The organism is Halopelagius longus (assembly GCF_900100875.1).
GTDB lineage: Archaea > Halobacteriota > Halobacteria > Halobacteriales > Haloferacaceae > Halopelagius > Halopelagius longus.
The window spans coordinates 205,654-219,844 of sequence record NZ_FNKQ01000003.1; the positions used below are offsets into that span (position 1 = coordinate 205,654).

Below are 14,191 nucleotides of genomic sequence, written 5' to 3' on the forward strand. Positions count from 1 at the left end.
AATTTTTACAGTATTCGTCGCCCTCCCCGTCATCTCCGAGGGCGGCCCGCACGTCTCCATCCGCAAGCAGTCCGCCGAACCGATGACCCCCGTCGATCTGGTCGAACTCGGCTCGCTTCCGACGGAACTGGTCGCTCTGCTGTGGATGCTGTACGAACACCACCGCGTCGTCCTCTTCTCGGGGCCGACGGGCGTCGGGAAGACGACGCTGATGAACGCGCACATGCCCTTTATCCCGTTCGACCACCGCCCGGTGAGCATCGACGAGGGGTCCCGAGAGGTCCACCTGCCGCACGAGACGGGCATCTCCCTGACGACGCGCGACCACGAGAACGAGTTCAAGCGCGTCTCGATGGCCGACCTGATGACGGAGGCGAACTACCTGAACCCGGACGTGGAAGTCATCGCCGAGGTGAACACGCCCGAGTCGTTCGAGACGTTCGCGGAGGTTCTCAACACGGGCCACGGCGTCATCGGCACCACGCACGCCGAGGACGTGGAGACCCTCGTCAACCGCGTCGTCGAACAGGGCCTCCCCACCTACCTGCTCGAAGAACTCGACTTAGTGGTGTTCCCGCGCCGCATCGACGGCGACCGGTACGTCGGCGAGGTGGTCGAACTCGTCGACGAGGAGGGGTACGAGGAACTGCCCGCGACGGCGCGGAAGGGTACCATCGAGAAGAACGGGCGGACGCTCCGGTGGAACACCGTCCTGCGCCGCGAGACGGACGGCACGTTCTCGATGCAGTACGACCACCCGCGGATGGGCGACGACCACCGCAGACTCGGTCACCGCGTCTTCCACCGACTGGCGACGGCGACGGACCGCGACGTAGAGAGCGTGGAGGCGGAGTTCCACCGCAAGCACGGCTACGTGCAGTATCTCGTGAAGGAGGGCGTCGCGGAGTTCGACCGCCTGTTCGCGTTCCTCTCGGACCTCCGGACGGACGAGGCGGCGACGGTCGAACGCGTCCGGCGTCGCATGGCGGAAGCGGAGTCCGCGACGGAAGGCGACGGCGAGAGCGAGGCCCGAACCGACGGTGGTGCGCGTGAGTGAGGCGTTCGGCGCGGAGAACTCCGAGGGCGGCGGTGTCACCGGCCGCCGAACCTCGTTCGCCGCCGCGGACCGGGTCTGTTACGCCCTGTTCGCCCGCCACGCCGACGCCGCGCGCCACGAACGCGCCCGCCGCGCCTACCGCGGGACCGACCTCCGGATCGGGTTCGACGTGTACCTCGCCCGCGTGTACGCTGTTTCGTGGCTGTTCGCCCTCCTCGTCGGCCTCCCGGCGGGCGTCGTCGCCGTCGCGCTTCCGGATTCGACGCTCTCGGCGGCGGTGGCCGCCGTCGAAGGTGCCGTCCCCCTCGTCGAGACGGCCCCGGTTCCGCGAGTTCCGCGACCGGTCGTCGCAGTCGCGGCGGCCGTCTTCGCCGGGTCGATGGCCAAACGGGGCGTCGTCGCCCTCGGCGGCCGGTACCTGCGGTGGGTCGCCGCCGCCCGTCGGTCGAACATCGAACGGACGCTTCCGGGCGCGGTGCGCTACCTACACGTCCTCGCGTCGGGGAGCGACGGCCGCCGGGCGATGCTCCGGCGCGTCGCAGACACCGAGGCGTACGGCGAGACGGCCGTCTCCGTGCGGAAGGCGCTGAACACCGCCGCGATGACCGGCAACGTCAACGAGGGACTGCGGCGCGTCGCCCGCGACACGCCCGCGCAGGACACCCTCTCGCCGTTCCTCCTGAAGTACCGCGAACACGCCGACCAAGGCTCCGACGCCCTCCGGAACTACCTCCGGATGGAGAGCCGGATGCTCGGCCACCGACAGGACCGCCGGCGCAAACGTTCCGAGGGCTTCCTCGAACTGCTCTCTGAGGTGTTCATCGTCCTGTTGGTGATGCCCGCGCTGTTGGTCATCGTCCTCACGGTGATGAGCATCATCGCGCCCGGGCTCTCCGCGCCGGTGTGGACGCCCGTCGGAGAAACCACCGTCCGCGGGTTCGCCGTCTACGCCAGCGGTCTCCTCATCCTCGTCGTCGGCGTCGTCGCCTCCGCGTTGGTCGCCGCCCTCCGCCCGCCCGACCAGACCATCGGGTACGAACGCCCCGCCTCGAAGGTGGAAACGCTCGCCACCGCCGCCTCGAACCCGGCGAGTGCCGCCCTCGTCTTCCTCCCCGTCGGCGTCCTCGGAGCGGTGACCGCCGTCTTCCTCGGTGCGAAGTGGGCGGACGTCGCCCTCGCGGGGTACGTCGTCTACGCGCTACCCGTCGGCGCGGTGGCCGTCCGCCGCGCCCGCCTCGACGACGCGAAGGATCGCGAGATAAAGGACTTCGTCCACGCCGTCTCGGGGCACGTCAGCCTCGGCCGCCCGTTCGGCGAGGCGGTCGAACACGTCGCCCGCGACGTGGATTTGGGTCCGCTCTCCGCCGACGTGGCCGACCTCGCGTCGAACCTCCAACTGACGACGCCGAACACCGGCACCGACGAGGACCTGCGGACGGCCGCCTTGGACCGGTTCGTCGAACGCGTCGGCACGCCGATGGCCGAACAGACGATCGGCCTCGTGACGGGTGCGCTCGACGCCGGGAGCGACACCGGAACCGTCTTCGAGACACTCCAGAGCGAAATCGGGCGGCTCTACCACGAGAAGCGCGAACTCCGCTCGGGACTGCTCGTCTACGTCGCCGTCGGGTGGACGACGGCGCTCCTCGTCGTCGGCATCACCGTCGCCACGAGTGCGCAGGTGTTCGACGGGTTCGCTCAACTGTCCTCCATGTCGGACCTCTCGGGCGTCTCCTTGGACCCGACGGCCGTCGACCTCGAACGGGACCGCTTCCGAATCTACGTGACGACCCAGACGACGATGCTCGCGTCGGGGTGGTTCGCCGGCGCGGCGAGTCGCGGCCGCTACGAGTCGCTGCTTCACTCGGCGATACTCGTCGTCGTCTGCCACGTCGTCTTCCGGGGGGCTGGCGTGATATGACGGACAGAGCCCAGTCGGCCGTCGTCGGCGTCGCACTCCTCTTGGCGATGACCGTCGTCGGAATCGGCGCGCTCACCGCCGCCGCGGGCACCGCCCTCCAAGACGGCGTGGCGGCGAGCGAGTCCGCTCGAATCGCGGACGCACTCGACGACTCGCTCGACCACACGGACGGCGCGGGCCGAGACGAATCGACGGTCGAAGTCGCGGGCGGGACGCTCCGCGTCGAGAACCGGACGGTCCGCGTGCTGAACGATTCAGACACCGTGTGGGCCGCCGACGCGGGCGCGGTCGTCTACGAGACGGGAGACGGGAGTCGCCGCGTCGCGTACCACGCGGGGGCGGTGACTGCGAGTCACGCGGGCGTCGGACGCATGGACGCGCCGCCGTCCGTCGCGCCCGCGAACGGGACGTTATACGTCGGAGTGCCGGTGCTGAACGCGACCGGTTCCGACGCCGTCTCCGCGTTCGGTACGTCGGTGGACGTGACGTTCCGGACGAACGCGACGCACGAGGCGCACACCCTCCCCGAGAACCGCTATCGGGTCGCCGTCGAGACGCCGACGCCCGCGCCGTGGGAACGGCACTTCGCGGAGCGAAACGCGACGACGACGCGGCGGGACTTCGACGGCGACGGAACCGAGAGCGTCGTCGCCGCCTTCCCCGGCCGGCGGAGCGTCCGCCTCGTCGTCCACGACCTGCGACTGGAGGTGGCCTGATGGGCCGTCCGCCGCGTTCGGCGCATCCGTCGCGTTCGTCGCGGACTCTCCCCTCGGACCGCGCCCTCTCGCCGGTCGTCGGCAAGGGCCTCGAAGTCGGGCTGGTCGTCCTGTTCGTCGCGTTGCTGACGACGACGCTCTACGGCGGCGTCGTCCCCGACTACCGCACCGCCGCGGGGGACGAAGTCGGCGAACGCGCACTCGTCGGCGCCGCGGAACGCATCGAGGGGGCGGTTCCGGAGCGCTCGGTCCGCGTCGAACGCGCCGTCTCGGCCCCGCTTCCGACCACCATCCGCGGCGACCCCTACCGCGTCCGGGCGGCGAACGGAACGCTCGTCCTCGACCACCCGACCCCCGGTATCGGGGGGCGGGTCAGACTCGCGGTGCCCTCGCGCGTGACGAACGTGACCGGAACGTGGGCGAGTTCGACCCCCTCGTGGGTCGTCGTCCGTGATGGCGCGCGCGGCCCGCGCGTCTACTTGGCGAACGGAAACCGGACCGAGGTGGCGAACGAAACGGGGGTGGACCCGTGAACGACGCCGATTCGCCGCGCTCCGACGCGCGCGGGCAGGCGAATCTCCTGGCTCTCGCCGCCGCACTCGTCCTCCTGACCGCCGCGACGGTCGGAAGCGTCGCCCTCGCGGACCGAGCGCTCGGCGGTGCGGACCGCGACCCGGGGGCGAGACACGCCGCCGAGGCGGCCGCCGCCCGCCTCGTCGCCGCCGAATCGAACTACACGCGGCGCGCGAACGTCGTGAACCGAACGGCGGTTCGGACGCTCGACGCGGACGATATCGACCGACTCGCGCCGCCCGTCCGGGGCCGGGCGGTCCGGGTCCGACTGGGGAACGAGACGTTGCTAGAACGGGGCGACCCCGAGGGGGCGACCGCCCGCAGACTCGTCCGCGTCGAGGGGGGCGACCGCCGGTCCGAGTCGGTGAACTTCACGGAGCGAACGGCCGTGTCGCTTCCCGACCGGGTGCGGCGCGTCCGCCTCGGCGTGTCCGCCGGAGGCAACACCTCGGTCGTGACGGTGCGAGCGAACGACCGGGTCGTCCTCCACGACCGGTCGGGACTCTCCGGCGAGTACGTCGTCTCCGTCCCGCCCGTCGCGTCGCCGAGACTGTCGTTCGCGGTCGAAAACGGGAGCGACGGGACGGCCACCGTCGAGTGGACGGCGACGAACGCGACGGCGGAGACGCTGGAGGTGACCGTCGGTGCGTGAGTCGAGAGCCGAGTCGGGCGAACGCGCCCAACTCGCCACGTCGCTGGCGGAAGCGGTCGTCGGCATCCTCCTCGTCGCCGCCGTCGCGGCGGGGTTCGCCGTCGCTCCCGTCGGCGGCGACGCGGACGCCGCCCCGTCGCAACGACTCGACCGGCTGGCGTCGGACGCGCTGTCGGTCCTCGCCGCCGAACCGCCGACCGGAAGCGGTATCTCTCGTCTGACCGCCGCCTGCCGGTCGGAGTCGGCGTTCGAAAACGAGCGCGAGGCGTTGGCGACGCGCCTCGACTCCCTCCTGCCGGACTCGGTGGCGTACCGCCTCGCCACGCCCCGCGGCCGCGTCGGGTACCCCCCGCCGGACGGACTCCCCGCCGGTCGCGCCGACCGCCAGACCGCCGGGTGCGCGGTGACGCTCAGGGTGTGGTACGTGTGAGCCGAAATCGCGGGCAGGTCGTCCTCCTCGCGGCCGTCGTCGTCGCCGTCGCCCTCGTGCCGATGACGCTCGCGTACGCCCAACTGGGGTACGACGCCGACCGGACGCCCTCGCCCGGGCCGACCGACCCCTCGGGAGTCGACGAGGCGCGCGAGACGCTCCGAACGTCGCTCGTCGTCGCCGCCGCCGACGTCGACGGCGAGTACGCGTGGGGGAATCGCGAGGCGGCGGCGACGGCGGTTCGGGAAGCTATCGACGCCGACGCGCGCCGCCTCGCCGAAGACAGGGCGGGCGAGGAACGGTCCCTCGCCGTCGCCGCCAACGGGTCGGCGGCCGGGCGGTGGGCGGGGCGGAACTGCCCGACCGGAGACGGGCGAGACTTCGGAGCGTGCCGCGTCGAAGAGGGCGTCGTCGTCCAAGAACGCGCGAACGAGACGACCGTCGTCGCCGCGGCGTTCGACGTCTCGGTCGTCGCTCCGGGCGAACGGAGTGAAGTAACGGTGGTCGTCCGTCCCGTCGCGTAGGGCGTCCGTACCCCGACGAGAGCGACGCGGCGGCGCTTCCGGAGCCCGATAACGGTACGAAATAGAGAGTGTAACTATTCGACGATATACGCGACATATTCTAAATTATTCGTGGCTTCGGCCCGCACTCTTTTCGATTATCGAAGCAAATTCACGTCTATGGCAAACTCAACCGACTCCAAGCAGACGATGGACCGACAGGAGTTCGCAGAGTACCTCCGAGAACTGGCGAACCAGTTCGACGGCGAGTCGGACGCGAACATCCCCGTCGGGAACAAGCGCGTGAACTTGAGTCCGACGCGGAACGTGAAGACGGAGATAGAGGTCATAGAGCGGTCCTCGATGCTCCGCGGGAACAAAGAGTCGATAGAGCTCAACGCCCGATGGAAGCGGGACAAATAGATGGTCGAAAGCATCGTCAGTTCGGCGCTCATCTGGTTCGTGGGACTGCTCGTCGGCGCGGTCGGAATCGCGGCCGGCGCGAAACTGCTGTTGGACCGCGACACCGGGTTCCGCCGGGCGATACTCACCGCTCTCATCGGCGCGACCGTCTGGGCGTTGGTGAGTTACTTCATCGGCGGCATCCCCCTCATCGGCCCGATACTGATGCTCATAATCTGGATCGGCGTCATCAACTGGATATACCCCGGCGGATGGGGGACGGCCGCGGGCATCGGCCTCGTCGCGTGGTTGGTCGCCGTGGGCATCCTCTTTGCCCTCAGCACCGTCGGCGTCGTCACGCCCGACGCGTTGGGCATCCCCGGCGTCTGAACCGCCGGAGCGCCGTCGCCGCGCCGCCTCGCCCGTCCGACCGCCTATTTTGAAGCGAACCGCTCCCGTTCGCGCCGTAGCACTCGCTCCCACGCGTCGAAGAGGAGGCTATCCAGTTCGTACCGGTCGTCCACCTCGCGGACCCACGTCTCGTCGGTGAAAAGCAGGCGTTGAAACCGGCGAGCGTCGGGCGAGAGGTCGGCGACCGACCGCCGCCCGACGTACAGTTCGACGGTCTCGCGGCGCGTCCGTTCGACGAGGTCCGAGGGGAGAGAGAGCCCCCACTCGCGGGCGACGGGGGCGAACCACTCGACGTGCAGGAGGGCCGACGCGAACGCGAACCGGTCGGCGAATCCGGAGACGAACGCGGTCGCGGGGCGGCCCTCGACGAGAACGTCGCGGGGGCGACTGAACCGCGGCACCGAGACGTGGTCCAGCGTCTCCGCGTACCGCGCGGCGATCCGGCGGAGTCGCCAGTCGGCGTAGTGCGTCGGCCCGGTCAGCGCGAGTTCGTACCAGACGGGCGTCCACTCCAGAAACGGCGGGCCGAACGCGGCGTCTGCGAGGAGAGCGGAGGAGACGACGCGGGCGACGGACTCCGAGACGTCCGTTCCGGCCCGCCGGGCGCGCATCGCGGCCTCGGCTTCCTCGACGACGTCCGGGAGGCCCTCCGTCTCCAGTCCCATTCCCTCTGCGACCCGCAGGACGTACTCCGCGCCGGGGCGAAACCAGTCGGCGAAGTCCGCCGACGTTCGAAGCGGAACCAGCGTGAGAACTGTCACGCGTCGCCCTTCGGCGACCGGCGGGTTAAGTCGGGGCGGTTGGGGCGGCGTGAGGCGTCCGCCGCGCGGCCGCACTCACTCTAACTGGTCCGACAGTCCCCACTCCTCGGCGCGCGCGGCCGCCTCCTCGCGCGCCTCCTCGCGGATGGCCTCGATTCGGTCGGCGTCGGCGAGGAACTCCTCGACGGCGCTCTGCCCCTCACCGGCGTCGAGTCGGTCCGCGGGCGCGGCCTCGCGGGTTCGCTCCGCGAGGGACGGGTCGTCGGCCAGTCTGTCCGCGGGTTCCGTCGGCGGCACTCGGAGTTCGTCGGTCCCGTGCGCCGCATCCAGCGCGGACGCCGGGAGTTCGTACACCTCGACGCGGTAGGGTCCCGCGGCGGCGAAGTCCGCGAGGGCGTCGCTCCCGCCGCGGTCCGTCGCGGGGTCGTACGCCAACACGGGAACCCCGTCTTCGAAAGTGAGGACGGCGCGGCCGCCGTCGCCCAACAGAAGGGCGTCCTGCGGTTCGACGACGGCGTAGCCCGTCAACTCGTCGTCGAGGGCGGCCGAGAGCGTGACGCCCGCGTCGGCGACGACGCGGGAGCGAATCAGGTCGCCTTCGGGTATCTGGACGTCTGCGGGCACGGTCACACCCTGTCGGGGACGACGGCGCTTCGGAAGCGTTCGGCGACGCCCGCCGCGTCGCCGTCCGAGCGAACCTCAAGCGACGCCGCCGCCTCGCGGAAGGCGTCCGCCGCCGGGTCCGCCGGCGCGTGTTCGAGGAGGGGTTTCCCCTCCCGCCGGGCCGCCCGCACCGCGTCGCTCTCGGGGACGGCGGCGAGCGTCGTCCCCCCGAAGTACTGCGCCGCCTGCTCTGCGACCCGTTCGACGTCCTCGTCGGGGCGGACGCGGTTGAACAGGACGCCCGCCGTCTCCGTGCCGTAGGAGCGAGCGTACTCCTGTACCTTCAGGCCGTCCGAGAGCGAGGGTATCGTCGGTTGGAGGACGACCACCACCCGGTCCGCGAGGACGACGGGGAGGACGGCGCTCTTCGACCCGAGGGCCGCCGGCGAGTCCAAGAGGAGCACGTCCGTGTCGGCGGCGAGTTCGGCGACGACGTCGCGGAGGCGCGCGGGGTCGGCCGCCTCGAACGCGTCGAGGCTGGTTCCGCAGGGAACGACCGAGAGCCCGAACCGCTCGTAGACGGCGTCTCCGACGGCCGCGCCGCGCCCCTCCACGAGCAGGTCGTGCAGGGTCACGTCGGCGTCGTCCAAGCCGGTGTGAAACAGCATGTTCGCCATCCCCGTGTCGGCGTCGATGACCGTCACGTCGTACCGGTCGGCGAGCGCCATCCCGAGTGCGAGCGTGCTCGTCGTCTTCCCCGTTCCTCCCTTCCCGCTTGCGACGGCGAACGCCTCGACCATACGCCCGCCACGCGACCCCCCGTCAAAAGTGTTGAAACTCGACTGCCGCCAGTGATTCTGTGGCGAACGCCTACGTCACCCCCGAGCGTACGGACCGGTATGTCTACCGAGACAGAAACCGGCGAAACCGAAGAGACGGACGCCGAGACGGAAGAAACGCAGGCCGACGATGAAGCGACGAAGCCGGACGAGGCGACGGTTCGGACCACCGCGGACGCCCAAGCGGACGCGGACGTGACGAGCGATGCGGACGAGGAGACCGAATCGGACGCCGACGAATCGGAGAACGGCGGCGGCCTCGGAAAAGGCAAGCTCGTCGCCGGAATCCTCCTCTTCGCCCTCGTCCTCGCGTTCCTCTGGCGGCGGCGGGGCGACGGAAACCACCTTACGGCGCCGTTCTGACCGCACAGGTTAGTGAATCGCCAATAAACCTTTCCCCGGCTCTCTTCTGACAGGGACGTATGTCAACAACCGGCAGCGGCGACGGTCCGACCGTCCGCGTCACGGTGGGATCGCACGGCCACCGCGACGAACCGGAGGAGGAACGCCGCGTCTCCGCGGCGACGGCAGTCCTCGACGGGGCGAGAGACGCCGCCACCGACGTCACCGTCGTGGAGACGGGGCCGACGGGGGCCGACCGATGGGAACCGCTCGTTCTCTGCACGCTCGACGGTCGAACCGCGTACCACCCGAGTTGCGACGGTTCGCGGGCGAAACGACTCGTCGAGACGCTCGAATCGGGGAGCCTCCCGACCGACGGCGCGGCGGCAGTCGTCGAGCACGGCGACTCGCCCGACTCGCTCCCCACGCCAGAGGACGGACCGCTCTCGGTCGGCCGCCGCCGCGTCCTCGCGCGGTGCGGGTGGGCCGCCGCGGACGACGCGCCCGACCCGGTGCCCGTGGCCGACGCCGAGAGCGTCCACGAACGCGTCGCCGAGGTGGGACTCCTCGGGCGCGGACGGGGCGACGCACACCGAGACGAACCCATCGCCGACGCGTGGGAGACCGCACGCGAGGAGGACGGCGACCCGGTGGTCGTCGTCAACGCGAACGACCGCGACCCGCGGAGCCACGCGGACCCCCTCCTGTTGGAGTCCGACCCCGCCAGCGTCGTCGAGGCGGCGGCGCTCACCGCCGACGCCGTCGGCGCGACGGACGTGGTGGTGTACACCACCGCCGACGAGTTCCTCCGCCGCCGGGTGCGGGAGGCGGTGGACGCACTCATCGAGGAGGACCGACTCGACGCGCGGCCGCAGGTCGTCGCCGGACCGGACCGCTACATCGCCGGCGAACCGACGATAGCGCTGGAGGCGTTGGAGGGGTCGGACCGAATCGAGGCGCGACTCACGCCGCCCTCGCCCGCCGTCCACGGCCTCTACGGGCGGCCGACGCTGGTCCACACGCCCCGAACGTTCGCGCAGGTTCGCCTCGCGCTCTCGAACCCCGAAGCGTTCGACCCGGACGACGCCGACCCGGGGACCCGACTCGTGAGCGTCACGGGCGACGTGGACTCGCCCGCGACGGTCGAACTCCCGACCGGCGGGTCGATGTCCGCCGTGCGCGACGCCGTCGAGTTCGAGGGGTCGCCGAAGATGGCCGTCGTCGGCGGGCAGTTCGGCGGCTTCACCACGCACCTCGACCACACGATATCGTCGCCCGCCCTCGACGCCGCGAACCTCGGCACCGAGGGCATCGTCGAACTGTTCGACGAGGACAAGTGTCCGGTCGCGACGGCCGGGAAGCGCGCCCGGTTCGCGCAGGACGAGAACTGCGGGCGGTGCGCCCCCTGCCGCGAGGGGACGAAGCAGTTGGTGAATCTGCTCAGGGAGGTGTACGACGGCGACTACGACGACGACATGATTCGCGAACTCGCGCGCACGATGCGCGCGACGAGCACCTGCGGCTTCGGCCGGAGCGCGGGCCGAACCGTCGACACCGCCATGAACGCCTTCGAGACCGAGTTCCGCGTGCACGCCGACGGTCGGTGTCCCGCCGGCGAGTGTCAGGTGGCGAGTCGGGAGGTGAACAGATGAGCTCCGACGACCTGTCGCCCGTCGACGCGGCGGACTCGGACCCGCTTCCGGGCGTCCCGGACGTGGAGGACCCTCAACCCTCCACACCGCTGACGGAGGACTTCGTGACGGGCACCGCGAACGACCCGGAAGTCGGCTCCCGGACCAAGGGGATGGCCCAGATCACCGTCGACGGCAGGAACATCTCCCTCCCGCCGGGGTCGACCATCAAGGACGCCCTCGACGCCGTCGAAACCGAGGGGAACGTCCCGGCCCTCTGTGCGTACGACAGAGACACCGAACAGGGCGACAACGTCGGCCCGCGGAGCGAGTGCCGGACGTGCGTGGTCGAGACGGAGGAACACGGCATCGTGCCCTCGTGCAGTTACCCCGTCGAGGACGGCATGACCGTCCGCACCGACGACGAGGACGCCGCGAACATGCGCGACGTGAACCTCGATCTGACCCTCTCGAACCACAACCTCCGCTGTACGACGTGCGGGCAGAACGGACGCTGCGAACTGCAGGACGCCTCCATCGAGAACGGCGTCCACGAACCGCGGTACGGCGTCTTCGAGGACAGAGACGAGTACGTTCCGCTCGACGACTCCTCGTCGGTCATCCAGATAGACCGCAACAAGTGCATCTTCTGTAACCGGTGCGTCGAAGCCTGCAACGACGTGCAGGTGGAGGGCGTCCTCCGGATGAAGGGCGACACCGGCCAGGACCTGCACATCGACTTCCAGAACGGCGCGGACAAGTTCGACGACTCCACCTGCGTCTCCTGCGGTCACTGCGCCACCGTCTGCCCGACCGGCTCTCTGGTCGAGAAGGGACTCGTGGACGCCGCGACCCTCCCCATCCCGGGGTTCTCACAGAAGAACTCCATCGGGAAGGTCATAGAGCACGTCCCCGTCGAGACGGCCGAGACGTCCGACAGCCCGAACCGCGACATCTACGGCGGCGGCGCGACGGCCGCGACCGGTTCGGCCGAATCGGACGAACTCTCCGGCGTCGCGCGCTACATGGCGAAGGCGAAGCGACAGGCGCGCGAGAACGGGACGCGCGTCGGGAAGACGATGATGCAGCGAATCGAACACGTCGCCGAGGACGTCACCTCCGAGTCGATTCCGGCGGGGTGGCTGTTCGGCATCGCGACCACCGTCGCGGACGCCCGCCTCTCGCGGGTCAACAAGGCCGAGACCACCTGCAACTACTGCGCCGTCGGCTGTCGGTTCGAGTTGTACGGCAAGGACGGCGAGATACTCGGCGTCCGCCCCACCGAGAGCGACGATTCGGCCCCCGCAAACGACTTCTCGACGTGCGTGAAGGGGAAGTTCGGCTACGACTTCGCCGACAGTCCGGACAGGCTCGACACGCCCCTCATCAAGGAGGACGGCGAGTTCCGCGAGGCGACGTGGGAGGAGGCGCTAGACGAGATATACGAGAACCTCACCGCCGTCCGGGATGAGTACGGCACCGACTCCATCGCCGTCACCTCCTCCTCGAAGGCGACCAACGAGGAGAACTTCCTGAACCAGAAGTTCGCCCGGCAGGTGCTACAGACGCCGCACGTGGACAACTGCGCGCGCCTCTGTCACTCCTCTACGGTCGCCGGCTTACAACAGACCGTCGGGTACGGCGCGATGGCGACGCGAATCAACGAGGACGTCGGCGAGACGGACTGTTACCTCATCACGGGGTCGAACACCACCGAGAGCCACCCCGTCCTCGCGACGCGCATCAAGCAGAACGCCCGAAGCGGGGCGGACCTGTTCGTCTTCGACCCGCGGAAGGTCGGACTCGCCGAACACGCCACGCAGTACACCCGAACGCGCCCCGGCAGCGACATCGCGTGGATAAACGGGATGATCAACCACATCATCTCCGAGGACCTCCACGACGAGGAGTTCATCGAGAACCGGACGAAGCACTTCGAGGAACTGAAAGAGAAGGTCGAACCGTTCACGCCCGAACGCGTCGAGGAACTGTCGAGCGTCCCGCCGGAGGACCTGAAGGAGGCGGCCGAGACGATAGCGACGGCCGACACCTGCATCTTCGGGTGGGCGATGGGGATGACCCAACACGCCCACGGGACGCGGAACGTGCTCGCGATGACGAACCTCGCCCTCGTGACGGGCAACATGGGCAAGCAGGGCGCGGGACTGTCGCCGTTCCGCGGCCAGAACAACGTGCAGGGCGGCGGCGGCGACATGGGCCCCGCCCCCCACACGCTCCCGGGGTATCAGGACCTCCAAGACGACGAGGTTCTGGACAAGTTCGAGGAGGCGTGGGGCGTCCGCCCGCCGGACAGAGTCGGCCTCCGCCTCCCCGAACAGTACGAGGCGATGATGGACGACGAACTCCACGGGATGTACATCATGGGCGAGAACCCCGCGCTGTCGGAACCGAACAACACCGAGGCTCAAGAGGCGGTCCAGAAGTTGGACTTCCTCGCGGTGCAGGATATCTTCCTCACCGAAACCGCCCAGTACGCGGACGTGGTGTTGCCCGCCGCCTCCGCCGCCGAGAAGTCGGGGACGTTCACGAACACCGAACGCCGCATCCAACGGGTTCGACCGGCCATCGACCCGCCGGGACAGGCGAAGTCCGACTTCGAGATACTCATCGACCTCGCGGAACGGTTCGGCTACGAGTGGGACTACGACGATCCCTCCGACGTGATGGAGGAGATATCGTCGCTCGTCCCCATCTACGGCGGCGTCGACTACGACCGACTCGCCGCGGAGGACGGCAGCCTCCAGTGGCCCGTCTGGGACACCGAACACGCGGGGACGCCGTACCTCTACGAGGAGGAGTTCAACTTCGAGGACGGACGCGCGCGGTTCGTCCCGGCCGACTACGCCGGGCCGAAGGAGATGCCGGACGAGGAGTACCCGCTGATGCTCACGACGGGGCGCGTCCTCTACCACTGGCACACGGGGACGATGACGCGCCGCGTCGAGGCACTCATGCACAGCGTCCCGGAGAGTTTCGTCACCATCCATCCGAACATGGCCGAGACGCTCGGCGTCTCCGACGGCGAGTACGTCCGCGTCTCCTCGCGGCGCGGGAGCATCGTCGTCCGCGCGGACGTAGAGGAGACGTCCGACGAGGGCGTCGTCTTCATCCCGATGCACTTCGCCCGCGGCGCGGTGAACGAACTCACGTCGCACGAAACCGACCCCACCTCGCACATCCCCGAGTACAAGGTGTCGAGCGTGAAGATCGAGCCGCTGGGCGCGGACCCCGACGAGGAACCGTTCACCGTCGAGATGCCCGGCGACGCCACGGCGGGCCGCGAAGAGGGACGGAGTCCGGGCGCCGGCGAGTCCGGCGCGGACGACTAA

Annotated in this window: 14 protein-coding genes and 1 pseudogene; 12 read left to right on the top strand and 3 right to left on the bottom strand. The window is 69.8% G+C overall.

Going from position 1 to position 14,191, the window contains the following annotated elements; genetic code table 11:
* Positions 1–16: 16 nt before the first annotated feature.
* From BLS11_RS11750 to BLS11_RS11790, 9 genes and pseudogenes are all read left to right on the top strand, one after another.
* A pseudogene (locus BLS11_RS11750) lies at positions 17–1,057 on the top strand (type II/IV secretion system ATPase subunit); the annotation flags it as partial.
* A complete protein-coding gene (locus BLS11_RS11755; RefSeq protein ID WP_092537682.1) occupies positions 1,050–2,978 on the top strand; it encodes a type II secretion system F family protein in 1,929 nt (642 codons plus the stop codon). The pseudogene BLS11_RS11750 and the gene BLS11_RS11755, both read left to right, overlap by 8 nt.
* The gene (locus BLS11_RS11760; RefSeq protein WP_092537684.1) at positions 2,975–3,694 is read left to right on the top strand and encodes a DUF7289 family protein; all 720 of its coding nucleotides are present in this window, start codon (positions 2,975–2,977) and stop codon (positions 3,692–3,694) included. Before BLS11_RS11755 ends, BLS11_RS11760 begins: the two co-directional genes overlap by 4 nt.
* Positions 3,694–4,227 (top strand): DUF7266 family protein, encoded by a 534-nt coding sequence (locus tag BLS11_RS11765; protein ID WP_175454443.1) that lies wholly within the window; start codon positions 3,694–3,696, stop codon positions 4,225–4,227. The genes BLS11_RS11760 and BLS11_RS11765 overlap by 1 nt, the downstream gene beginning before the upstream one ends.
* Positions 4,224–4,919 (top strand): DUF7263 family protein, encoded by a 696-nt coding sequence (locus BLS11_RS11770; RefSeq protein ID WP_092537686.1) that lies wholly within the window; start codon positions 4,224–4,226, stop codon positions 4,917–4,919. The genes BLS11_RS11765 and BLS11_RS11770 overlap by 4 nt, the downstream gene beginning before the upstream one ends.
* The gene (locus tag BLS11_RS11775; protein ID WP_092537687.1) at positions 4,912–5,349 is read left to right on the top strand and encodes a DUF7262 family protein; all 438 of its coding nucleotides are present in this window, start codon (positions 4,912–4,914) and stop codon (positions 5,347–5,349) included. Before BLS11_RS11770 ends, BLS11_RS11775 begins: the two co-directional genes overlap by 8 nt.
* Positions 5,346–5,873, top strand: a complete 528-nt coding sequence (locus BLS11_RS11780; protein ID WP_245698887.1) for a DUF7261 family protein — start codon at positions 5,346–5,348, stop codon at positions 5,871–5,873. The genes BLS11_RS11775 and BLS11_RS11780 overlap by 4 nt, the downstream gene beginning before the upstream one ends.
* Positions 5,874–6,032: 159 nt before the next feature.
* Entirely contained in the window at positions 6,033–6,275 is a 243-nt protein-coding gene (locus BLS11_RS11785; protein ID WP_092537689.1) for an amphi-Trp domain-containing protein, read from the top strand.
* Positions 6,276–6,644 (top strand): hypothetical protein, encoded by a 369-nt coding sequence (locus BLS11_RS11790; RefSeq protein WP_092537691.1) that lies wholly within the window; start codon positions 6,276–6,278, stop codon positions 6,642–6,644.
* Positions 6,645–6,688: 44 nt separating this feature from the next.
* Here BLS11_RS11790 and BLS11_RS11795 read toward each other — a convergent pair whose 3' ends face one another.
* The 3 genes from BLS11_RS11795 to BLS11_RS11805 form a co-directional block, all read right to left on the bottom strand.
* Positions 6,689–7,426, bottom strand: a complete 738-nt coding sequence (locus BLS11_RS11795) for a DUF8116 family protein (RefSeq protein ID WP_092537693.1) — start codon at positions 7,424–7,426, stop codon at positions 6,689–6,691.
* Between the two features lie 75 nt (positions 7,427–7,501).
* The gene (locus BLS11_RS11800) at positions 7,502–8,056 is read right to left on the bottom strand and encodes a DUF8054 family protein (RefSeq protein WP_092537695.1); all 555 of its coding nucleotides are present in this window, start codon (positions 8,054–8,056) and stop codon (positions 7,502–7,504) included.
* Positions 8,053–8,829 carry a nucleotide-binding protein gene (locus tag BLS11_RS11805; protein ID WP_092537697.1) on the bottom strand — a complete coding sequence of 259 codons (777 nt, stop codon included), beginning with the start codon at positions 8,827–8,829 and terminating at the stop codon, positions 8,053–8,055. The genes BLS11_RS11800 and BLS11_RS11805 overlap by 4 nt, the downstream gene beginning before the upstream one ends.
* 99 nt (positions 8,830–8,928) lie before the next feature.
* Here BLS11_RS11805 and BLS11_RS11810 point away from each other — a divergent pair, with 99 nt between their 5' ends.
* The 3 genes from BLS11_RS11810 to fdhF are packed head-to-tail and all read left to right on the top strand — an operon-like array spanning position 8,929 to position 14,191.
* Complete coding sequence (locus BLS11_RS11810) at positions 8,929–9,231, top strand: hypothetical protein (protein WP_092537699.1); 303 nt, start codon at positions 8,929–8,931, stop codon at positions 9,229–9,231.
* A 59-nt stretch (positions 9,232–9,290) separates the two neighbouring features.
* Entirely contained in the window at positions 9,291–10,862 is a 1,572-nt protein-coding gene (locus BLS11_RS11815; RefSeq protein ID WP_092537702.1) for an NADH-ubiquinone oxidoreductase-F iron-sulfur binding region domain-containing protein, read from the top strand.
* On the top strand, positions 10,859–14,191 hold the full coding sequence (gene fdhF / locus BLS11_RS11820; RefSeq protein WP_092537704.1) for a formate dehydrogenase subunit alpha: 3,333 nt from the start codon (positions 10,859–10,861) through the stop codon (positions 14,189–14,191). The genes BLS11_RS11815 and fdhF overlap by 4 nt, the downstream gene beginning before the upstream one ends.

Bases quoted from the DNA above. Each gene is read 5' to 3' on its own strand.
- BLS11_RS11785 (WP_092537689.1), top strand. From the start codon at position 6,033: ATGGCAAACTCAACCGACTCCAAGCAGACGATGGACCGACAGGAGTTC.
- BLS11_RS11805 (WP_092537697.1), bottom strand. From the start codon at position 8,829: ATGGTCGAGGCGTTCGCCGTCGCAAGCGGGAAGGGAGGAACGGGGAAG.
- fdhF (WP_092537704.1), top strand. From the start codon at position 10,859: ATGAGCTCCGACGACCTGTCGCCCGTCGACGCGGCGGACTCGGACCCG.
- BLS11_RS11760 (WP_092537684.1), top strand. From the start codon at position 2,975: ATGACGGACAGAGCCCAGTCGGCCGTCGTCGGCGTCGCACTCCTCTTG.
- BLS11_RS11810 (WP_092537699.1), top strand. From the start codon at position 8,929: ATGTCTACCGAGACAGAAACCGGCGAAACCGAAGAGACGGACGCCGAG.
- BLS11_RS11765 (WP_175454443.1), top strand. From the start codon at position 3,694: ATGGGCCGTCCGCCGCGTTCGGCGCATCCGTCGCGTTCGTCGCGGACT.
- BLS11_RS11815 (WP_092537702.1), top strand. From the start codon at position 9,291: ATGTCAACAACCGGCAGCGGCGACGGTCCGACCGTCCGCGTCACGGTG.
- BLS11_RS11790 (WP_092537691.1), top strand. From the start codon at position 6,276: ATGGTCGAAAGCATCGTCAGTTCGGCGCTCATCTGGTTCGTGGGACTG.